The organism is Nocardia arizonensis (assembly GCF_001310275.1).
GTDB classification, from domain to species: domain Bacteria; phylum Actinomycetota; class Actinomycetes; order Mycobacteriales; family Mycobacteriaceae; genus Nocardia; species Nocardia arizonensis.
This window is the reverse complement of the sequence record NZ_LGYZ01000081.1, coordinates 417,460-438,653: the sequence shown is the minus strand read 5'-3', so window position 1 is coordinate 438,653 and position 21,194 is coordinate 417,460. Positions and strand designations below refer to the sequence as shown.

Here is a 21,194-nt window from a genome sequence, read left to right as displayed (position 1 = left end):
GACCGGGCATCGGAGGTTTGTGAGGGGATCGCCCGATGTCCGGTCGCCCCCCTTTCTCCCGCGTCCCGTCGTGTTTGTGGCCACGAGAAGAAATTCGAGGGAACCGAATCGGCGAGACACACGTCGAACACTGCGAACGGATTGGTCGACGTGCGAGACGAGAAGGGGTGTGCGAATGGATCGTTGTTCAGGGCACGCGTCATGGCGGCGCGGTATAGACCCGAGGGCTCGCCTACGCCCCACAATCCGCGCGGGCGAAGCATGCGAGTCCTACACATCACGCCGCAAGCGGAAACCCGAACCCGACCCGAGAAACGAATAAGGCAATCAAAGCCATTGCCCGGACACCGCCCCCCACCTACCCACCCAGGGCGGCACCCATACCAAATCCGCACCCAAAGGATTCGCGGCCGTCTCGCGTCCGAGCGGTCGAGACAATGCGCCGAAGGCGCGAGTATCGACCGCTCGGACGCGAGACTCAAGGGGCCGCGAATCCCGCCGCGACGAAGTCGCGGCCGATAACCCAGCTACCGAAGGGTGTGCGCCGCTGTGACCATATTGCGGAGCGAAGCCTCCACCTCGGCGGGACCCCGAGTCTTCAACCCGCAGTCGGGATTGACCCACAACCTCTCGGCCGGAACCGCTTTCAATGCCGCCCGCAGCGCCGCGGTGATCTCCTCCACGCTGGGCACCCGGGGCGAGTGGATGTCGTAAACGCCCGGACCGACTCCGAGACGGAAGCCCGCGGCGTCGAGGTCATCGAGCACCTCCATATGCGAGCGCGCCGCCTCGATGGAGGTCACGTCGGCGTCCAGTCCCGCGATGGCGTCGATGACCTCGCCGAATTCCGAGTAGCACAGATGCGTGTGGATCTGCGTCGAATCGGACACACCGCAGGTGGCGAGCCGGAACGCGCGCACCGACCAGTCCAGGTACGCGGGCTGATCGGCGGCCCGCAACGGCAGCAGTTCGCGCAGCGCGGGCTCGTCCACCTGGATGACGCGGATGCCCGCGTTCTGTAGGTCCACCGTCTCGTCGCGGATGGCAAGTGCGACCTGGGCGGCAGAGTCGGCCAGTGGCTGGTCGTCGCGCACGAAGGACCAGGCCAGAATGGTCACCGGCCCGGTGAGCATGCCCTTGACCGGCTTGTCGGTCAGGCCCTGCGCGTAGGTGATCCAGTCCACTGTCATCGGCGCGCGGCGCGTCACGTCGCCGAACAGGATCGGCGGCCGCACGCAGCGGGTGCCGTAGGACTGCACCCAGCCCTGTTCGATGGTGGCGAAGCCGTCGAGTTGTTCGGCGAAGTACTGCACCATGTCGTTGCGTTCTGGTTCGCCGTGTACCAGCACGTCGATGCCGAGATTCTCCTGGAGTGCGATGACCTCGGCGATTTCGGCTCGCATCCGGCTGTCGTACTCGGCCTCGTCGATTTCGCCCTTGCGCAGTGCGGCGCGAGCGAGCCGGATCGCGGGGGTCTGTGGGTAGGAGCCGATGGTGGTGGTCGGCAGGATGGGCAGCCGCAGGCGTTCGGCTTGCAGCACGCGGCGCTGGTCGGCGGGTGCGCGGGTGATGGCGTCCGGGCCGAGCGCGCGGAGACGGGCGCGGACCTGTTCGTCGGACAGTCGCGGGTCCGCGCGCCGCGACTGTGCCGCCGCCCGAGCTCGGGCGAGTTCCGCCGCGATGGCCTCGGTGCCGGAGGTCATGGCGGTGGCGAGCAGCCGTATCTCGGCGAGCTTCTCCGCGCCGAAGGCCAGCCACGAGCGCAGCGCCGGGTCCAGCTGGGTCTCCGCGGCGAGTGTGTATGGCACGTGCAATAGCGAGCAGGAGCTCGACACCGCGATCGAGGCGGCCGAGCCGAGCAGGGTAGCCAGGATGGTCAGCGCGTGGTCGAGGTCGGTGCGCCAGACATTGCGTCCGTCGACCACGCCGGCCACCAGTAGCTTCTTCGCCAGCGCCGGTACGCCCGCCACGACGGAGAGGTCGCCGCAGGCGTCGAGCGCGATGCCCTCCACGCCGGTGGCGGCCAGTGCGGGCAGCGCCGCACCCGGGGTGCCGAAGTAGGTGGCGACCAGCAGCGCGGGTCGGTCCGCGGATTCCGACAGTTCGGTGTACACGCCGCGCGTCAGTTCGATCTCCTCGGCCGTGAGATCGGTCACCAGCACCGGCTCGTCGAGCTGGACCCACGAGACGCCCGCCGCCGCGAGCAGGCGCAGCAGTTCCCGGTACAGCGGAACGAGTTCGGCCAGCCGGTCCAGCGGCGCGCCGTCCTCGGCCTTGGCCAGCTTCAGGAAGGTCACCGGACCGATGACCACCGGACGGGCGGGCACGTCCAGCGCCCGCGCCTCGGCGACCTGCTCGAGCAGGTTCGCCGGATGCAGTGAGAAGACGGTGTGCGGACCGATCTCCGGCACCAGGTAGTGGTAGTTGGTGTCGAACCACTTGGTCATCTCGAGCGGTTCCACGGTGTCGTCGCCGCGCGCGGCGGTGAAGTACCGGTCGAGGGGATCGGTGATATGCGCCACCCTCTCGGGCAGCGCGCCGAGCAGCGCGGCGGCGTCGAGCATCTGGTCGTAGTAGGAGAAGGTGCCGACGGGCACCGAATCCAATCCGGCCGCCAGCAATTGCGCGTACTGCGCCGCGCGCAGGTCGCGGGCGACGGCGTGCAGTTGTCCGGCGTCGACCTCGCCGGACCAGTACGACTCGGTCGCGCGTTTCAGTTCCCGGTTCGGGCCGACTCTCGGCAGGCCGAGAACCGTTGCGGTGAACGGAGTGTGCGGGGAAACAGTCACGTCGATACTCCAGTGCTGTGTGGGTGAACCATCGCCATGAGGGCGGCGTCACCGGCTGCCACGGGTCGCCGACGGGAACCCGGAGTTCAACGCTGGTGGTCCGCGCGCCCGATCCACGAGGCGGTGGCCGCCGGATACGGCGTATCCGGCACAGCGGGCAGGTCTTCGGACTCGCGGGCACGGGCCGTGCGGCCCACCTACTGGCCGTCGCTTCCCGGGCGGTGCGCCCAGTGCTCGTGACGGCGGTCGTTCCTGCATACCGCTGCGGGACAGTCCCGGATTCCCACCGGGTTCCCTCTCACCACCCGACGCTCGCGCCGGGTGGGTTCGGCGCCGGGCGCGACGTAGGGGCTCCATCTCGTCGGCGCTCGGCGAACCAGCTGCCCGACCAGCATACGGGAATCCGATCGCGCGATGGTTTCGCGGCACCCGGCCGGTGGGCGGTCCCGTCGGGTCGGGCATCCGGCGGGCAATCCGGTTCGCGATCCGTCGAGTTAATGTCCAGCTCCACGTGGTTTTCGCATCACCGCAGCATGTGACTGCCGCGTGAACGGAACTTCGCAGCTCTGCTACTTTCTCTGTGAAGATTTCTGCGAAGGGTGCTTCACTGTCGGACACCGCCTCCGGGGCGGGTACCTTGGGTCAATGTTCTCGAAAGTCTTGGTTGCCAATCGCGGCGAGATCGCCATCCGTGCCTTCCGCGCGGCCTATGAACTCGGGATCGGCACCGTCGCGGTGTTCCCGCACGAGGATCGCAATTCGGTGCATCGGTTGAAGGCCGACGAGGCGTATCAGATCGGCGAGCAAGGGCATCCGGTTCGGGCGTACCTGTCGATCGAGGCGATCATCGGTGCGGCCAAGGCCGCGGGCGCGGACGCCATCTACCCGGGTTACGGATTCCTGTCGGAGAACCCGGATCTGGCGGCGGCGTGCGCCCGCGAGGGGATCACGTTCATCGGCCCCTCGGCCGATGTGTTGGAGTTGGCCGGGAACAAGGCGCGCGCCATCGAGGCGGCCAGGGCGGCCGGGCTTCCGGTACTGCGGTCGAGCGAGCCGTCGGCCGATGTGGAGGAATTGCTCGCCGCGGCCGCGGGCCTCGAGTATCCGCTTTTCGTGAAGGCCGTGGCGGGTGGCGGTGGTCGCGGTATGCGCCGGGTGGCGGAGGCGGCGCAATTGCGGGAGTCGATCGAGGCCGCTTCGCGTGAGGCGGAGTCGGCCTTCGGCGATCCGACGGTGTTCTTGGAGCAGGCGGTGGTGAACCCGCGTCATATCGAAGTGCAGATCCTGGCCGATCAGCACGGTGGCGTGATGCATTTGTTCGAGCGGGATTGTTCGGTGCAGCGCCGTCACCAGAAGGTGATCGAGTTGGCGCCCGCGCCGAATCTGGATCCGGCGCTGCGGGAGCGGATATGCGCGGATGCGGTGGCCTTCGCTCGCCGGATCGGGTATTCGTGTGCCGGGACGGTCGAGTTCTTGGTGGACGAGCGCGGCAATCACGTGTTCATCGAGATGAATCCGCGGATTCAGGTGGAGCATACGGTGACCGAGGAGGTCACCGACGTGGACCTGGTGCAGTCGCAGATGCGGATCGCGGCGGGGGAGTCGCTGGCGGACCTCGGATTGAGCCAGGAGTCGGTATCCATTCGTGGCGCCGCGTTGCAGTGCCGCATCACGACCGAGGACCCGACCAAGGGCTTCCGCCCGGATACGGGCCGGATCACCGCGTATCGCACCCCGGGCGGCGCGGGTATCCGATTGGACGGCGGGGCGAATCTGGGTGCGGAGATCGGCGCGTACTTCGATTCCATGCTGGTGAAGCTGACCTGCCGCGGCCGTGATTTCCCGACCGCGGTGGCGCGGGCGTCGCGGGCGCTGGCGGAGTTCCGCATTCGCGGCGTGTCGACGAATATCCCTTTCCTGCAAGCGGTATTGGACGATACGGATTTCCAGGCGGGTCGGGTCACCACCTCGTTCATCGATGAGCGTCCGCAACTGCTGACCCTGCGCGAGTCGGCGGACCGGGGCAGCAAGATCCTGGAATATCTCGCGGACGTGACGGTGAACAAGCCGCACGGCGAGCGTCCGACACAGGTGTATCCGCACGACAAACTGCCCGCGATCGATCTGGCCGCGGCCCCGCCGGATGGGTCGCGTCAGCGGTTGCTGGCGTTGGGACCCGAGGGTTTCGCGCGTGGCTTGCGGGCGCAGAAGGCGGTCGGTGTCACCGACACGACGTTCCGTGACGCGCATCAGTCGTTGTTGGCGACGCGGGTGCGGACGAACGGCTTGTTGGGGGTGGCGGGCCATGTCGCCCGGTTGACGCCGGAATTGTTGTCGATCGAGGCGTGGGGCGGCGCGACTTTCGACGTGGCGTTGCGGTTCCTGTTCGAGGACCCGTGGGAGCGGTTGGCGTTGTTGCGGGAGGCGGTGCCGAACATCTGTTTGCAGATGCTGCTGCGTGGCCGCAACACGGTGGGGTATACGCCGTATCCCGAGCGGGTGACGCGGGCGTTCGTATCGGAGGCGGCGGCGACGGGGATCGATATCTTCCGCATCTTCGACGCGCTCAACAACGTGGATCAGATGCGTCCGGCGATAGATGCCGTGCGGGAGACCGGCACCACCGTCGCCGAGGTCGCGCTGTCGTATACCGGTGATCTGTCGGATCCGAACGAAACCCTCTACACCCTGGACTATTACCTCAAGTTGGCCGAGCAGATCGTGGACGCGGGGGCGCACATCCTCGCGATCAAGGATATGGCGGGGCTGTTGCGGGCTCCGGCGGCGGCGACGCTGGTGTCGGCGTTGCGGCGGGAGTTCGAACTGCCGGTGCACGTGCACACGCACGACACGCCGGGTGGGCAGTTGGCGACGTACCTGGCCGCGTGGCAGGCCGGCGCGGACGCGGTGGACGGCGCGAGTGCGGCGATGGCGGGCACGACCAGTCAGCCCGCGCTGTCGGCGATCGTGGCCGCGGCGGCGCACACCGAGTTCGACACCGGGTTGAGTCTGTCGAATGTGTGCGATCTCGAGCCGTATTGGGAAGCGTTGCGGAAGGTGTACGCGCCGTTCGAATCGGGGCTTCCCGCTCCGACGGGGCGGGTGTACACCCACGAGATTCCGGGTGGGCAGTTGTCGAACCTGCGTCAGCAGGCGATCGCCCTGGGGCTGAGGGATCGCTTCGAGGAGGTGGAGGCGAAGTACGCGGCGGCGGATCGGCTGTTGGGCCGGTTGGTGAAGGTGACGCCGTCGTCGAAGGTGGTGGGTGACCTGGCGTTGGCGTTGGTGGGTTCCGGTGTCGATATCGCCGATTTTGCCGCTGATCCGGGTCGGTACGACATTCCCGACTCGGTGATCGGGTTCCTGCGTGGGGAACTCGGCACGCCGGCGGGTGGGTGGCCGGAGCCGTTCCGCGCCAAGGCGCTGGCCGGTCGCGGCCCGGCCAAACCGGAGGTCGCGTTGACCGAGCGGGATGAGGCCGGTCTCGACGGTGACTCGCTCGAACGCCGCGCGACCCTGAACCGGCTGTTGTTCCCTGGCCCGACCTCGGAGTTCCTGGCGCATCGGGAGAAGTACGGCAACACGATGGGGCTCTCGGCGAATCAGTTCTTCTACGGCCTGCGGCACGGCGAGGAACACCGTGTGCAGTTGGAGAAGGGCGTCACGTTGCTGATCGGGTTGGAGGCCATCTCCGAGCCGGATGAACGCGGTATGCGCACGGTGATGTGCATCCTCAACGGACAGTTGCGGCCGGTTGCGGTCCGCGATCGGTCGATCTCGAGCGAGGCGCCCGCGGCGGAGAAGGCCGACAAGAACAACCCGACCCACGTGGCCGCGCCCTTCGCGGGCGTGGTCACCCTGGCGGTGGCGGAGAGCCACATCGTCGAGGCGGGCGCGGTCATCGCCACCATCGAGGCCATGAAGATGGAAGCCGCCATCACCGCCCCGAGGGCGGGCATCGTCTCCCGCATCGCCATCGGCGCTGTCCAGCAGGTCGAAGGCGGCGACCTGCTCATCGAACTCGCGGTGGGCGACGGCAAGATCAGCGCCATCTCCTCCGAATGACCCGCATAGTCGCCGGTACGGCGGGCGGGCGGCGGCTGCGCGTGCCGCCCGCCGTCACCCGGCCCACCTCCGATCGGGTACGCGAGGCGCTGTTCAGCGCGCTCGACGCGCGACTGGATTTCGCGGGAGTGCGCGTCCTCGACCTCTACGCGGGGTCGGGGGCGCTGGGATTGGAGGCGCTCTCGCGCGGCGCCGCGGCGGCGGTGCTGGTCGAATCCGATCGCAAGGCCGCCGCGGTGGTGCGCGGCAATATCGCCGATCTCGGACTGCCCGGCGCCGAACTGCGCGTCGGGCAGGTCGCGACGGTGCTCGACGGGGGCACGGGCGAGCCGTTCGACGTGGTGTTCGCCGATCCGCCCTACGATCTCGCCACCGCCGACGTCATCGCCGACCTGGTGCGGCTCGCACGGCGCGGCTGGCTGGCCGACGGCGCGACGGTGGTGGTCGAACGATCCGCGCGCTCGATCGAAATCGACTGGCCCGCCGGATATCTCGCGGCCAAATCGCGCCGGTACGGCGAGACCAGACTCGAGATCGCCGAGTTCGCGCCCGGCGATTAGACGGTAGCGAACGTGTCGGTGGGCGACGCTATCGTGTGCGCGTGAACCGCACGGATCGGCTGTACGCCATCGTCGAGGATCTGCGGGCCGTCGCACCGCGGTTGCGCACCGCGCGCGAACTGGCGCAGCGGTACGAGGTCAGTGTCCGCACCATCGAGCGCGATATCAGCGCGCTCCAGCAGGCGGGTATCCCCATCTACGCCGATGTCGGCAGGCGCGGCGGATACGCGCTGGACAAGAGCATGTCGCTGCCGCCGCTCAATTTCACCCCCGCCGAGGCCGTCGCCCTCGCGGTGGCCGTGCACACCGGCGGCGGCGGGCCGTTCGAGGAGGCGGGCCAGAGCGCGCTGCGCAAGATCGTGGCCGCGATGTCGGAGCGCGACGCCGCCGCCGCCCGCGATCTGGCCACCCGCATCCGGCTCATCGATGTCCCGGACATTCCGCGCGCGCAACGAATTCCCGAGGTCATCGAGCGGGCCATCGAGATCGGTCGGGTACTGCGGGTCGACTATCTGGATCGCTCGGATGTCCCCACCGTCCGCGATGTCGAACCGACCGCGTTGCTCAGCGGAGGCAGCGGCTGGTATCTGGTGGCATGGTGCCGGTTGCGCGGGGATACCCGCTGCTTCCGGCTCGACCGCATCCGCTCGGTGACCATGACCGAATCGCCCGCGACGCTGCGCCCGGTGGACGATCTGCCGGAGCCGCCGCATCGGGTGCTGCGATCGGTCTCGATCTGAGTCGCCGAAGCCATCCGAGTCGCCGAAATCCATCCGAGTCGCCGAAATCCGTCGTATCGCCGCCGAAACACCGACAGGGTGTTGTCGTCGGGACGGGCGATCGTATGCGGGCACGTCCCGAACGACGAGATTGCGGAGGAAATATGACAACACCGGCGGAGAACACGGTCGCGTGGTTCCAGGTCGGCAGCGACAAGCCCGCCGAGGTCGCGAAATTCTACGGCGACCTGTTCGGCTGGACCGTCGCCACCGATCCGAACAGCGAGGACTACGACCTGATCAGCTACCCGGGCAGCGACGTGCCCAGCGGCGGCATCGCGCATGTGTCCGATGCCGCCGCCAACCACGCCACCTTCCTGGTCGTGGTGCGCGATGTCGAGGCCACCGTGGCCGCGGCACAATCCCTGGGCGGCAAGGTGGTCGTGCCGCCCACCACCGGCAAGGACGGCTTGGTCTTCGCCCACATCCTCGACGTCTCGGGGAACGAATTCGGCGTGTTCACCCCCGCCCCGATGTAGTGCGCCCGTCGGAGCCGGGGCCTGTTACCGTCTGAGACATGGCAGGAGCACTGTGCCCCGGGTCCTTCGATCCGGTGACCAACGGACATATCGACGTATTCACCAGGGCGGCGGCACAATTCGACGAGGTCGTGGTGACCGTCATGATCAACCCGAAGAAGCAGGGGATGTTCGACGTCGAGGAGCGCATGGAGATGTTGCGCGAGGCGACCTCGCATCTGCCGAACATCCGCGTCGAGTCCTGGCAGGGCCTGCTCGTGGATTTCGCGCGCGAACAGGGGATAGGCGCCATCATCAAGGGTCTGCGCGACGCGGGTGACTTCGGTTACGAGTTGCAGATGGCCCAGATGAACAAGAAGCTCTCCGGCGTCGACACTTTCTTCATCGCCACCAATCCGGCGTTCAGCTATCTGTCGAGCTCACTGGTCAAGGAGGTCGCCTCCTACGGCGGCGACGTCACCGACATGTTGCCCCCGCTCGTGCACAAGCGCCTGCTGGCGCGGCTGGCCGAGCGGAGCGCCTGATCGAGGCTTCGATCCCGGTTCCGCGGAACCGGGACCAGAGGTAATGGTCGGCGACCGTATTCGTTCGGGTGCGAGACCCTAGAAGACCAGGCCGCGCAGCGCGAGGAAGCGCATCAGTCCGACCAGCGCGGTGATGACCAGGACGGCCGTGGCCTGCAACGCGCCGCCGAGTCCGGGGGCCCACAGTTCCAGTGCGGCCAGACCCACGGTGGTGATGCCGAGGCCGACCAGGGCGAGACCGCCGCCCTCCCACTGCGCGGTGAACCAGCCGACCCGGTCCGCGGCGTTGAAGGTGAGCCGGCGGTGCATCTCGTTGGCGATGACGGTGCTGACCGCCGAGCCCGCGACATTGGCCACCAGCGGGCCGATGCCGTGTACGGCGAAGAACAGCAGGACATAGACGACATTGCTGGAACCGCCGACCAGCGCGAAGCGAATCAGCTGGGCCACGGCACGGTCGCCGCGCAGAAATCCGAGAAGTCGACCGAACAGCCGGGCGGCGGTGGCCGCTCGCACAACCGGGTAGGGCCCGGCCCACGGGGTGTAGATGCCCGCGGGCAATACCGGCGTCCGCGGTGCTTCCAGAACGGTCATGCTCTATCCGATCAACGTGTGCCTTCGATGGGAAACAACCGCGACGGGCATCGCATTTCCTCTGGGGGAGGGTTGATCCGACCGATGGCTCCTCTCGGTCCCACGGTTCCGGGCGGAGCCTGTGACAAGCTTATGGAGACCTTGTCGTGATCTCCACCGGGCAAATATTAGCACGAAGCGGAGACGTCTTCTCCACTTGATTTTCTGTGGTTTGCGAGACACCGGCCACGACACACCGGAGGGTGACTCGGCAAGGGCGTTGACGGCGGGCACACTTGGCTCGGCGGAAGGTTCGCCGTCATCGGTACGAGAGCGGGGTAGTGAGCATGTATCGCGTATTCGAAGCACTCGACGAGTTGGTCGCGATCGTCGAGGAGGCGCGCGGCATCCCCCCGACGCGCAGCTGCATCGTGCCGCGCGGTGACGTACTCGAACTGCTCGACGACGTGCGTGACGCGATCCCGGGCGAACTCGACGACGCGCAGGACGTCCTCGATCACCGCGACAAGATCGTCACCGACGCCCGCAACGCCGCCGAGGCCACCGTGACCGGGGCCAACGACCAGGCCGCGCGCACCGTCGGCGAGGCGCGCGAGGAGGCCGACCGCATCCTGGCCGAGGCCAAGGCGCATGCCGACCGGATGGTCGCCGAGGCCAATGCCCACGCCGATCATCTGGTGAGCACCGCCCAGGCCGAGGCCGACCGCATCGTAGCCGACGGCAATCTCGAATACGAACAGCTCACCGGACGCGCGCAGGCCGAGGCCGATCGGGTCATCGAGGCGGGTAAGGCGTCCTTCGAGCGCGCGGTGGCCGAGGGCATGGCCGAACAGGCCCGGCTGGTGGACCAGATCGAGGTGGTGCGGGCCGCGCATCTCGAGTCGGCCCGGCTCATCGATACCGCCCAGGCCGAGGCCGACCGGATGCGCGACGAATGCGATCACTACGTCGACTCGACCCTGGCCGATTTCGAGGAGACGCTCAACGCCGTGCTGCGCACCGTCGGACGCGGGCGCCACCAATTGCGGTCGGGGTCGGGAGCGCCTGACTACGCCGCCGAATACCGGCGCTGACCACCGCCGATCGGTATCGGCGGTTTTGGCTCGGCCGCGCACCTCACGTACTGTGGAGTGGTTTCCCATTGCCCTTCGATCGTGAGTGAGTTCGTGATGTCCGCCGGTTCCGGTCCCACATCGCGTCCGCGCACGGCCTCGCGCCGTCGGCCGGACGCGGCCTTCGTGCTGGATGTCCGCAGTCTCGGTCGCCGTCCGGGCACCATGAAGGAACTGCGCCGGACGGTGCCGACGACCGAGCGGATGGGTTTGGAGATGATCGAGGTGCCCGCGGGCGCCGAGGTCGATCTCGACCTGTGCCTGCAAGCGGTGTCCGAGGGTGTGCTGGTGACCGGCACGGTCACCGCGCCGACGGCCGGGGAGTGCTCGCGCTGCCTCGAGCCGTTCACCGGCTCGGTCGAGCTGTCACTGACCGAGCTGTTCGCCTATCCCGACAGCGCCACCGAGCAGACCACCGAGGTGGACGAGGTCTACCGCGTGGTCGATGACCAGATCGATCTCGAACCGGTGATCGTCGACCAGCTCGGTCTCGAGTTCCCGCTCCAGCCGCTGTGCACGCCGGACTGCGCCGGTCTGTGCCCGGAATGCGGGGTCAGGATGGCGATTGCGGGTTCGGATCACCGGCATGAGATACTTGACCCTCGCTGGGCCGGGCTGGCGAAATTCGCCGCCGAATCGCCCGGCAACGGCCGCCCCGACGCGGGCGATGCCGACCAGGACCAGTAGCAAGAACCAGTCAGCCGCCGTGGCACAGGACGTCACGGCGCGCCAGAGGACAGAGGAGAAGTAGTCGTGGCCGTTCCGAAGCGCCGGATGTCCCGTTCCAACACCAGGTCGCGGCGCAGCCAGTGGAAGGCCACCGCGCCGACCCTGGTCACCTGCCCGAACCGCGCCTGCGGCGAGAAGACCCTGCCGCATATCGCGTGCCCGTCCTGCGGCACCTACAAGGGCCGCCAGGTCACCTCCGCGGTCTGACGGTTCGATCCGCCATATCGACGTGACCGTCAGCAAGGATGTCACCGGCCCGACCGGTGAGCACACGAGCTTACTCGAGGCACTGGGTGTCGAGGTGGGGCCGGATCTGCTGCGGCTCGCCCTGACACACCGGTCCTACGCGTATGAGAACGGTGGGCTGCCTACCAACGAGCGCCTGGAATTCCTGGGCGACTCGGTGCTCGGTCTGAGCATCACCGAGCGGCTGTACCACGAGCACCCGGACAAGTCCGAGGGCGAGCTGGCCAAGCTGCGGGCGAGCGTGGTGAATATGCACGCACTCGCGGAGGTGGCACGCGGCCTCGGTTCGGGCGGCCTCGGCGCGCACCTGCTGCTCGGCAAGGGCGAGGAGCTCACCGGCGGCCGGGACAAGCCGAGCATTCTCGCCGACGGCATGGAGTCGCTGCTCGGTGCGGTTCATCTCGAGCACGGTATCGATGTCGCGCGCTCGGTCGTGCTTCGCCTGTTCGCCGACCTGCTCGAGCGCGGCCCGCGCATGGGCGCCGGGCTGGATTTCAAGACCAGCCTCCAGGAGCTCACGGCCGAACGCGGTATCGGCGTGCCCACCTACGAGATCACCTCGACGGGCCCCGATCACGACAAGGAGTTCACCGCGACCACGGTGATCGGCGGCGTCGCCTACGGTCAGGGCGTCGGTCGGTCCAAGAAGGAAGCCGAGCAGAAGGCCGCGGGCGCCGCCTACCGGGCGCTGACCGCCGAATCCTGACGTGCCCGAACTCCCCGAGGTCGAGGTCGTCCGCCGCGGACTGGCCGAACATGTCGTCGGCCGCACCGTCGAATCGGTGACCGTGACCCATCCGCGCTCGGTGCGCCGCCATATCGCGGGCGCCGCGGATCTGGCCGCGCGGCTGACCGGACAGCGCGTGGCATCCGCCGAGCGACGCGGCAAATATCTGTGGCTCACCTTCGACGAGCCCGATACCGCCCTGGTCGTGCACCTCGGCATGAGCGGTCAGATGCTGGTGCAGCCCGCCGCCGCGCCGGTGGAGAAGCACGCCCATATCCGCGCCGCGCTGCACGACGGCGCCGAACTGCGTTTCGTGGATCAGCGCACCTTCGGCGGCTGGGCACTGGCCCCGCTGGTGGAAGTGGGCGGTTCGCTGCTGCCCGAACCCGTCGCCCATATCGCCCGCGACCCGCTCGACCCGCGTTTCGACGCCGAGGCCGCGGTCGCCGCGCTGCGGGCCAAGCACTCCGAGATCAAGCGCGTGCTGCTGGATCAGACCGTCGTCTCGGGGGTCGGCAACATCTACGCCGACGAGGCGCTGTGGCGGGCGGGACTGCACGGCAACCGGCTCGCCTCCGGTCTGCGCGGGCCGGTGCTTCGCATGCTGCTCACCGAGGTCGGCGCGGTCATGGAGGAGGCGCTGGACGCGGGCGGTACCTCCTTCGACGCGCTCTACGTGAACGTCAACGGTCGATCCGGCTACTTCGAGCGTTCGCTGGCGGTGTACGGGCGCGAGGACGAACCGTGCCGACGCTGCGGCGCACCGATCGTGCGTGAACGGTTCATGAACCGTTCGTCGTACTCCTGTCCGCGGTGCCAGCGCAGGCCGGGCGGGCGCTGACCGGGAAGGCTCTCCGCCGACGCGCCGGGCGAGTTACCGTTTCCCTAGGCGGTCGGGATCAGGTCCGGCCGTTTGAGGAAGGACCCATGCGCAAGCTCACCTATTACGTCGCCTCGACGATCGATGGCTTCATCGCCACCGACGACGGCATGGTCGACTTCTTTCCCGTCGGCGGTGATCACGGTCCGGCGATCACCGCGCAATTCCCGGAGACGCTGCCGACCAAGGTGCGCGAGGCGCGCGGCATCACCAAACGCAACGCGAGCTTCGATACGGTGCTGATGGGCCGCAAGACCCATGATTTCGGGGTGCGCACCGGCACATCGAGCCCGTACGCGCATCTGCGCCAATACGTGGTGTCCACGACACTGCCGGAGAGTCCGGATCCCGCCGTGCAGTTGATTCCGAGCGATCCGCTGACGAAGGTGCGCCAACTCAAACGTGAGTCCGGGCTCGGCATCTGGTTGTGCGGCGGCGGCGAACTGGCCTGCGCCCTGCTGCCGGAGATCGACCAGATCTTCCTGAAGCTGTATCCGATCGTGCTCGGTCACGGCAAGCCGCTCTTCGGTACCGGTTCGGGACTGCCCGATCCGGCGCGGTTCCGGGTGATCACCAGCCGGATCTACGAGGACGGTGTGGCCTTCCTGAAGTACAGCCGGATCCGATAGCCGCTGTGGCCGAGACGGATTCGATCGCCGACCAGGGCGCCGCGCCGGGCCCGGTGGAGGCGCTGCGTGAGATCGGATTCTGGCTCGAGCGCGCGCGGGCGCAGACCCACCGGGTCAAGGCGTATCGGCGCGCGGCCGATATCGTGGCGGACCTGACGCCGCGCGAGCGGGCGAAACGCCGCGCCGGGCACAGCTGGCGGGAGTTGGCGGGCATCGGCCCGAAGACCGCGGCGGTGATCGAACAGGCGTATTCCGGTGCGGTACCGGACTATCTGCGCGAACTGCGCGGGCAGGCCCAGCCCATCGGCGCCGCGGGCAAGCCACTGCGCGCCGCGCTGCGCGGGGACCTGCACACCCACTCGGACTGGTCCGACGGCGGCAGCCCGATCGAGGAGATGATGGCGGTGGCCGCGGCGCTCGGCCACGAATATTGTGCGCTGACCGACCATTCGCCGCGCCTGACCGTCGCCAACGGCCTGTCCGCCGACCGCTTGCTCCGCCAGTTGGACGTGGTGGCCGAACTCAACGAGCGGATGGCGCCGTTTCGCATTCTGACCGGCATAGAGGTCGACATCCTCGACGACGGCGCGCTCGACCAGCGCGCCGACCTGCTCGAGCGGCTCGACGTCGTGGTGGCCAGTGTGCATTCGAATCTGCGCGCCGACCGCGAGGTGATGACCAAGCGCATGGTGTACGCGGTGGCCGATCCGCACGTGGACGTGCTCGGCCATTGCACGGGCCGGCTGGTCGAGGGCAATAGGGGGACCCGGCCGGAGTCGGCATTCGACGCGGAGGTGGTCTTCGAGGCGTGTCGGCGGTACGGCACCGCGATCGAGGTGAACTGCCGTCCCGAGCGCCGCGACCCGCCCGCGCGGTTGATCCGCCTCGCCGCGGAGATGGGCTGCTACTTCTCCATCGACACCGATGCGCACGCGCCGGGCCAATTGGATTGGCAGGGTTACGGATGCGAGCGCGCGCTGGCCAATGGCGTCGCGCCGGAACGGGTCGTGAACACCTGGCCGGTGCGGCAATTGCTGGAGTGGACAGGCGCATACGCAGCCGGTTGATCACTCGTGAACTCTGGTCGAACACTTGCTCGCGGTGCGGGCGGGTGGTACTTCGCGGCCCAGAATGGTTGGCACGCCGCGACAGTCGGGTATCGGCACCCGGTGCGCAGAGTAGGGGAGGGCACAGCCGGTGGATGGCATTCCGGTCGACACGATCCTGGCGCTCGTCGGTATCGCGATACCGATCGCCGCGTTTCTCTGGGAATTCGTGCTGGTCGGCCGGCATCGACTCGGTTACCGCGTCCAGATGGACACACCGGTCACCGGTGAGGTGGAGGCGGTCTTCCCCGGCGTGCTCAGTCAGCTTCGCGGCGACGACGGAACCGAACTGCGTGATCTGTCGATCGTGCTGGTGCGCATAGAGAACAGCGGCACCTCGGCCATCGAGGAGTCCGATTATCAGGTGCCGGTGGCGCGGGTCGGACTGCATCTGCGTTTTCCGCAGCGCCGGGTGATCGGCATGGCGGTGACCGAACTCAGCGATCAGGATCTCGCGCACAGCCTCGGTCCGCGGTCGGGTATCGAGGTGCGACAGGACCTCGGCGGCCGGATCGGAGTCATCGATCTGCCCAAGGTGCCGTTGAATCGCGGCGACCACTACAAGATCCTGGCGATTCTGCAACGGTCGGAGGGCGCGGGCAGCGGCGAATATCCGCCGCCGGAGTTGGTCGGCTCGATCAAACGCGGGCGCGTCACCGAGACCGAGAGCCGCACCGGTGCGTCGCGGCTCATGTTGGCGCTGGTCGCGTTCCTGGTGGCCGTGATCGTCGTGCAGTTCGTGGTGGCGATCCTGGAACCGTCGCCGGACCCGCTCGACTGCGCGAGCGGCAAGCTCACCGTCGTCGGTTCCTCGGCGTTCGAACCGGTGATCACCGAGGCCGCGGCCCAGTACGGAAAGCGCTGCCGGGGAGCGGAGTTCGCCTTCGACTTCCAGGGCACCGAACGCGGACTCGACCGGGTGGCCGAGGCGGGGCCGGATCCCGGACTGCTGACGATCAGTGACGGGGCGAAGGGCGCGGGCTATCCGGCGCTGGTGCCGCGCCCGCTGGCGCTGTCGCTGTTCACGGTGATCGTGCACAAGGATCTTGGCGTCACCGATCTTTCGGCGGCCCAGATCCGGGATCTGTATCGGGGTCGGATCACCAACTGGAGTGAGGTCGGCGGGCCGAACGTGCCGGTGGTGCTGGTGAATCGCACGCCGGGCTCGGGGACGCGCAATATCTTCGAAAGCAGGCTGCTGCCCGACGGTCAGCCGGAGCGTCCGCACCAGAGCTGCACCGCGATCCGGGACACGGCGGGCGCGTACTGCGACGTGCCGGTGACCAGGGATATGCACAAGGCGGTGGCCGACCTTCCCGGCGCGATCGGCTACAGCGAGTACTCCGAGGCGGTCGCGGCCGATATGCGCATCGTCACCATCGACCACGTGCCCGCCGACAGGCAGCAGGCCATCGACCGGAAGTATCCGTTCTGGGGTGTGGAGTACGCCTACAGCAATGGCGACCTGCCCGCAGGCTCGTTGGCGGCGAGCTTCCTGCACTATCTGACCGACAACGTCGGCGCGGAGGTGCTGCGGACCTACCACAACGAGCCGTGCGGGAGCGCGCTGCTCGAACCGGGGCGCTGCGTACCGGACCGGTGACGTTCCGACGGACCCGCGCGTCACCCGTGGCATCCGCTCGGACCGTCGGAGGGCGCGGAGGCGGAGGAACTGTCGCCGTTCCTCGTCACGGAGCGCGCCAATCGTGACCGAAGTCTGACGCTCCGGCGAGTACGCGTGGAGATCGCAGACCGACCGGGCACGATCGAGTCATGACACGAGTCTGCGAAACGAGGACCGACCCCGCGAATCCGAGGCGGTGGTGAGCCGAATGCGCGTGCTGCTGACCGGTGCGGCCGGCTTCATCGGGACCCATGTCCAGCGCGCGCTGATCGCGGCGGGGCACGAGGTCGTCCCGCTCGATCTCATGGTGCCCGCCGCACACGGGCCCGACGTCGAGCCGCCGCCCGGGGTGCTGCGGATCGATGTCCGCGACGGCGCGGCGCTGGACACCGTACTGCGCGATATCGATGTGGTCTGCCATCAGGCGGCGGTCGTCGGGGCGGGCGTGAGCGCCCAGGACGCGCCCGCCTACGCCTGCCACAACGATTTCGGGACGGCCGTGCTCCTCGCGGCCATGGACCGGGCCGGGTGCGGACGGCTGGTGCTGGCGTCATCGATGGTCGTGTACGGCGAGGGACGTTACCGTTCGCCGGGACTGGGCCCGATCGAGGTCGGTCGGCGTCGCACGGCCGATCTCGAGGACGGGGTCTTCGAACACCTCGGCCCCGACGGCCGCGCACTGGACTGGGAGCCGGTCGACGAAGACGCCCCGCTGCGGCCTCGAAGTCTCTACGCGGCAAGCAAACTCGCGCAGGAGAACTACGCCGCCGCGTGGGCCGCCGTGACCGGTGCGCAGGTCACCGCGCTGCGCTATCACAATGTGTACGGTGCCGACATGCCGAGGGATACACCGTATTCGGGCGTCGCGGCCATCTTCCGTTCCGCGCTCGAGGCCGGGCAGCCGCCGACGGTGTTCGAGGATGGCGGACAGATGCGTGACTTCGTGCACGTCACCGATATCGCCGCAGCCAATGTCGCGGCCGTGCGGCGGCCGCTGTCCGGCTTCAACGCGCTGAATATCGCCTCAGGGCAGCCGATATCGATCCTGCGGGTCGCCGAGGTGCTCGCCGACGCGCGCGGGGGTCCCGCGCCGGTGGTGACCGGTCGCTATCGCGCCGGCGATGTCCGGCATATCGTCGCCGATCCCGAACGAGCGCGGAGCGCGCTGGATTTCAGTGCCCGGGTCGCGCCCTACGACGGCCTGTCGGCCTTCGCCTTCGAACCACTGCGCGCGAGCGCGGGCATGTGCGCGCCGACGCCATGATCGGACTTCGGCGTGCGCGGCAGCCGGAGTTCGAAACGGCAACCGTAGTCACGATTCTCGACGGTGATCTCGCCGTGGTGGGCGTGTACCAGTCCCGCCGCGATCGCCAGGCCCATACCGCTGCCGGTGGGGACGCCGTCGGCGGTCACCGGGGTGCGCGCGGCGGCACCCCGGTAGGCGACCTCGAAGATGCGCGGTAGATCCGCCTCGGCGATGCCAGGGCCGGTGTCGTCGACGCGGGCCCACGCCTGTTCGTCGGTCGCGCCCGCCGAGAGCGCGACCTCACCGCCGGGCGGGGTGTAGGTGATGGCGTTGACGACCAGATTGGTCAACACGCGGGACAGGGCGTGATCGCTGGCCGCCACGGTGATCGGCTGGTCGGGCTGTTCGGCGCGCAGCCGCACTCCGGCCCGGTCCGCGGTGGCGCGATTGGCGGCCAGTACCTCGTCGATGAGTTCACGCAGGTCGACGGATTCGAATTCCAGTCGCAGCGCGCCCGCGCTGATCTTCGACATCTCGAACAGATCGTCGACCATACGTGAGAGCCGATTGGTCTCGCGGCCGATCTGTTCGGCGTAGCGCGCCACATCGCGACCGCTGACGACGCCGTCGGACAGCGCCTCGGCCATGGCCCTGATTCCGGCGAGCGGGGTGCGCAGATCGTGACTGACCCAGGCGACCAGTTCGCGCCGGGATTGTTCGGCGGCCCGCTCCTGCTCCCTGATCTGCTTCTCCCACACGGTTTTCCGCGCCTGTTCGCGGCCGAGCAGGATGGCGGCCGGTACGGTGACCGCGGCGACCACGCCGAGCACCACGGCGGTTCGCTGGAGTTCGTGGGTGAACATCAGGCCGCTGACCCCGATGATGCCCGCCAAGGTGGCCAGCGTCGGAATGAGGACGAGCACCGCCATGCTGACGGTGAGCGACCGGTCGCTGCCGATCCGCAGCATGAGCGCGCCGACCAGCACCACCGGTATCGAGCAGGCGAGCGCGTAACCGATGAGTTGGAGCGTGTCCTCAGACAGTGGACCCTCCTCCCGGGTCGGAACGGGCCCACGCGTAACCGCGGCCCCAGACGGTATCGATGCGATGTCGCTCGCCGAGTTTGGCACGCAGGCGCTTGACGTGCACGGTCACCGTGGACAGGTCACCGAAGTCCCAGCCCCACACCCGCGCGAGCAGATCCTCGCGGCTGAACACCTCCTGCGGATGGCGGCACAGGAAGATCAGCAGGTCGAGTTCGCGCGGGGTCAGGTCGACCGGTGTGCCGTCGAGGAGTGCCAGCCTGGCGGCGGGACGGATCTCGATCGGGCCGTCGCGCAGCACCGGGTGGGCGGTGTCGGGCGCGGCGCGGGACCGCCGCAGCACCGAGGCGACGCGCAGGGCGAGTTCGCGCGGGCTGAACGGTTTGGTGACGTAGTCGTCGGCGCCCGCTTCGAGTCCGAGTACGCGATCGTCCTCCTCGCCGAGCGCGGTGAGCAGGATGACGGGGGTGTTCGGATGCGGACCGGAGCGGATGGCACGGCAGATCTCGAGTCCGTCGGGCGCGGGCATCATCACGTCGAGGACGGCGAGTTCGATCTCGCCCGACAGCGATGCCGCGGTACTCGCGCCGTCGCAGGTCTCGAGGACGGTGTGACCGTCGCGCTCCAGATAGCGCCGCACCACTTCGCGGACGACGGGATCGTCGTCGGCGATCAGTATCGACATGGCGGTCACCAGTTCGTGAATATCAGGTGGACTATGGCCAGTGTGCCCGCGGCCTGGACCGTGAGCCACAGCGGGGCGCGGGCTCGGGGCAGGAACGCGGTCGCGGCGAGCAGCCACATATCGAAAGGCAACCAGATCCGTTCGGTTTCGGCCTTGCTGAGTCCGCTGAGGTCGGCGGCGAGGATCGCCGCCGTGGCCGCGGCGACCAGCAGTGCGGTCGGATCGGCCGCACGCAGGACACGCGGGGACAGCGCGCGCGGCAGGGCCGCCGCGGTCGCGAGACCGACCGCGCAGACGGTCGCGGCGAGGTTGGCCCAGCACCAGTAGCCGTAGGGGCGTTCGCTGGCGATGCCCTGGTAATAGCGTTGCACCACAAGGTGATAGCCGTCGAGCCACCAGAATCCGGCCACGGTGAAGATCGCGACCACGGCCAGCGCCCCGACCAGCGCGGGCGCCAGCGGGCGCGCCGTGCGACCCGCCAGGAGCACCCCGACCGCGGGCAGGGCCATGAGCACGAGGCCGTAGTTGAGGTAGAGGCCGCATCCGAACAGCACGCCCGACGCGACCGCGACGCCGACGTGACCGCGTTCGCCTCGCGTCGCGACGGCCAGCAGCGCGACCGCCCATGCGGTGACCCCGGCGAACAGGGCATCCGCGGAGACGGCGATCCAGATGGCGGCCGGGGCGAGCGCCAGATAGGGCAGTGCCGCACGGGCACGGTCCTCGGCGCCCAGCGCCCGCAGCGCGACCGCGACCGCGACCACGGAGCTGCTGCCGACGAGCAGGCAGACCGCGCCCGCCCATGCACCGCCGCCCAGGCCGATCCGGTCGAGTCCGACGAATACCAGCAGTGCGCCGGGCGGATGTCCCGAGACGTGGGTGGTCCAGGACTCGGGACGGAAATCGAGAATGCGGCCGGTGAAACCCCGCAGCATGGCCGGGATATCGGTGACGCCGGGCACTTCGTGCAGATATTCGTGGCCGTCGGTGAGCCGATCGGCGAATCCCCGGTGCCAGCCGTCCACCATGGCCAGCGCGAAGGCCCAGGCGATCGCGGTCACCCAGGCGGTGCCGAGCAGGGTGCGCCAGCGCAGGCGTTCGGCGAGGTACGGACCGCGCGTGATCACCAGCAGCGCGATCACACAGGCGGGTACGGTGCCCCAGCCGACATGACGCAGCCAGTTACCGTAGATCGGGGCCGCACCCGCGTAGAGCTTGGCATGCCATTGTTCGCCTGCGATTCGCGGGACCGCGATCGCGGCCGCGACGAGCAGGGCGGCGATCCCCGCGCCGATCAGTTCCCCGCGGATCGCGACCCGGGGTCGCCGGGTGGTGTCGATAACGTCGTGCACGGCTGCCACACTAGGTCCGAGACCG

General features: G+C 68.6%; 19 protein-coding genes and 1 riboswitch. Of the genes, 14 read left to right on the top strand and 5 right to left on the bottom strand.

Translation table 11 applies throughout. The annotated features are described in order from the left end of the window. Nucleotides 1-527: 527 nt before the first annotated feature. On the bottom strand, nt 528-2,789 hold the full coding sequence (metE, locus tag APZ21_RS17610; RefSeq protein ID WP_054814338.1) for a 5-methyltetrahydropteroyltriglutamate--homocysteine S-methyltransferase: 2,262 nt from the start codon (nt 2,787-2,789) through the stop codon (nt 528-530). Between the two features lie 159 nt (nt 2,790-2,948). Next, nucleotides 2,949-3,086: riboswitch (cobalamin riboswitch) on the bottom strand. A 348-nt stretch (nt 3,087-3,434) separates the two neighbouring features. On the opposite strand from metE, the gene APZ21_RS17605 reads away from it, so the two are divergent. The 5 genes from APZ21_RS17605 to coaD all read left to right on the top strand — a co-directional run bounded on the left by APZ21_RS17605 (nt 3,435) and on the right by coaD (nt 9,196). Then, entirely contained in the window at nt 3,435-6,854 is a 3,420-nt protein-coding gene (locus APZ21_RS17605; RefSeq protein ID WP_054814337.1) for a pyruvate carboxylase, read from the top strand. Further along, the gene (gene rsmD / locus APZ21_RS17600; protein ID WP_054814336.1) at nt 6,851-7,414 is read left to right on the top strand and encodes a 16S rRNA (guanine(966)-N(2))-methyltransferase RsmD; all 564 of its coding nucleotides are present in this window, start codon (nt 6,851-6,853) and stop codon (nt 7,412-7,414) included. The genes APZ21_RS17605 and rsmD overlap by 4 nt, the downstream gene beginning before the upstream one ends. A 41-nt stretch (nt 7,415-7,455) precedes the next feature. After that, the gene (locus APZ21_RS17595; protein ID WP_054814456.1) at nt 7,456-8,154 is read left to right on the top strand and encodes a helix-turn-helix transcriptional regulator; all 699 of its coding nucleotides are present in this window, start codon (nt 7,456-7,458) and stop codon (nt 8,152-8,154) included. 143 nt (nt 8,155-8,297) lie between these two features. Further along, nucleotides 8,298-8,672 carry a VOC family protein gene (locus APZ21_RS17590; protein ID WP_054814335.1) on the top strand — a complete coding sequence of 125 codons (375 nt, stop codon included), beginning with the start codon at nt 8,298-8,300 and terminating at the stop codon, nt 8,670-8,672. 38 nt (nt 8,673-8,710) lie between these two features. Next, on the top strand, nt 8,711-9,196 hold the full coding sequence (gene coaD / locus APZ21_RS17585) for a pantetheine-phosphate adenylyltransferase (RefSeq protein ID WP_054814334.1): 486 nt from the start codon (nt 8,711-8,713) through the stop codon (nt 9,194-9,196). Between the two features lie 78 nt (nt 9,197-9,274). Here coaD and APZ21_RS17580 read toward each other — a convergent pair whose 3' ends face one another. After that, nucleotides 9,275-9,790, bottom strand: coding sequence for a GtrA family protein (locus APZ21_RS17580; RefSeq protein ID WP_054814333.1), 516 nt, complete (start codon nt 9,788-9,790; stop codon nt 9,275-9,277). A 326-nt stretch (nt 9,791-10,116) separates the two neighbouring features. On the opposite strand from APZ21_RS17580, the gene APZ21_RS17575 reads away from it, so the two are divergent. The 9 genes from APZ21_RS17575 (at nt 10,117) to APZ21_RS17535 (ending at nt 18,107) form a co-directional block, all read left to right on the top strand. Continuing rightward, complete coding sequence (locus APZ21_RS17575) at nt 10,117-10,863, top strand: DivIVA domain-containing protein (protein WP_054814332.1); 747 nt, start codon at nt 10,117-10,119, stop codon at nt 10,861-10,863. Between the two features lie 96 nt (nt 10,864-10,959). Continuing rightward, nucleotides 10,960-11,589 (top strand): YceD family protein, encoded by a 630-nt coding sequence (locus APZ21_RS17570; protein WP_063125093.1) that lies wholly within the window; start codon nt 10,960-10,962, stop codon nt 11,587-11,589. A gap of 66 nt (nt 11,590-11,655) precedes the next feature. Then, nucleotides 11,656-11,838 (top strand): 50S ribosomal protein L32, encoded by a 183-nt coding sequence (gene rpmF, locus APZ21_RS17565; protein WP_040708879.1) that lies wholly within the window; start codon nt 11,656-11,658, stop codon nt 11,836-11,838. A 22-nt stretch (nt 11,839-11,860) separates the two neighbouring features. Beyond that, on the top strand, nt 11,861-12,583 hold the full coding sequence (gene rnc / locus APZ21_RS17560) for a ribonuclease III (RefSeq protein ID WP_054814331.1): 723 nt from the start codon (nt 11,861-11,863) through the stop codon (nt 12,581-12,583). 1 nt (nt 12,584) lies between these two features. Next, entirely contained in the window at nt 12,585-13,445 is an 861-nt protein-coding gene (gene mutM / locus APZ21_RS17555) for a bifunctional DNA-formamidopyrimidine glycosylase/DNA-(apurinic or apyrimidinic site) lyase (RefSeq protein WP_054814330.1), read from the top strand. An 86-nt stretch (nt 13,446-13,531) separates the two neighbouring features. Next, nucleotides 13,532-14,113, top strand: a complete 582-nt coding sequence (locus APZ21_RS17550) for a dihydrofolate reductase family protein (RefSeq protein WP_054814329.1) — start codon at nt 13,532-13,534, stop codon at nt 14,111-14,113. Between the two features lie 5 nt (nt 14,114-14,118). Then, nucleotides 14,119-15,180, top strand: coding sequence for a PHP domain-containing protein (locus APZ21_RS17545; RefSeq protein WP_082393188.1), 1,062 nt, complete (start codon nt 14,119-14,121; stop codon nt 15,178-15,180). Between the two features lie 130 nt (nt 15,181-15,310). Further along, nucleotides 15,311-16,822, top strand: a complete 1,512-nt coding sequence (locus APZ21_RS17540) for a PstS family phosphate ABC transporter substrate-binding protein (protein ID WP_054814328.1) — start codon at nt 15,311-15,313, stop codon at nt 16,820-16,822. A gap of 229 nt (nt 16,823-17,051) precedes the next feature. Continuing rightward, nucleotides 17,052-18,107: an NAD-dependent epimerase/dehydratase family protein gene (locus APZ21_RS17535; RefSeq protein ID WP_156371132.1), complete on the top strand. Its 1,056-nt coding sequence runs from the start codon at nt 17,052-17,054 to the stop codon at nt 18,105-18,107. Here APZ21_RS17535 and APZ21_RS17530 read toward each other — a convergent pair. Genes APZ21_RS17530 through APZ21_RS17520 form a run of 3 tightly spaced genes read right to left on the bottom strand, consistent with a single transcriptional unit; the run spans nt 18,035 to nt 21,169 of the window. Then, complete coding sequence (locus tag APZ21_RS17530) at nt 18,035-19,132, bottom strand: sensor histidine kinase (RefSeq protein WP_082393206.1); 1,098 nt, start codon at nt 19,130-19,132, stop codon at nt 18,035-18,037. The genes APZ21_RS17535 and APZ21_RS17530 overlap by 73 nt on opposite strands. After that, nucleotides 19,125-19,817 carry a response regulator transcription factor gene (locus tag APZ21_RS17525; RefSeq protein WP_054814452.1) on the bottom strand — a complete coding sequence of 231 codons (693 nt, stop codon included), beginning with the start codon at nt 19,815-19,817 and terminating at the stop codon, nt 19,125-19,127. Before APZ21_RS17525 ends, APZ21_RS17530 begins: the two co-directional genes overlap by 8 nt. Before the next feature lie 5 nt (nt 19,818-19,822). Then, on the bottom strand, nt 19,823-21,169 hold the full coding sequence (locus APZ21_RS17520) for a hypothetical protein (protein WP_156371131.1): 1,347 nt from the start codon (nt 21,167-21,169) through the stop codon (nt 19,823-19,825). Nucleotides 21,170-21,194 lie beyond the last annotated feature (25 nt).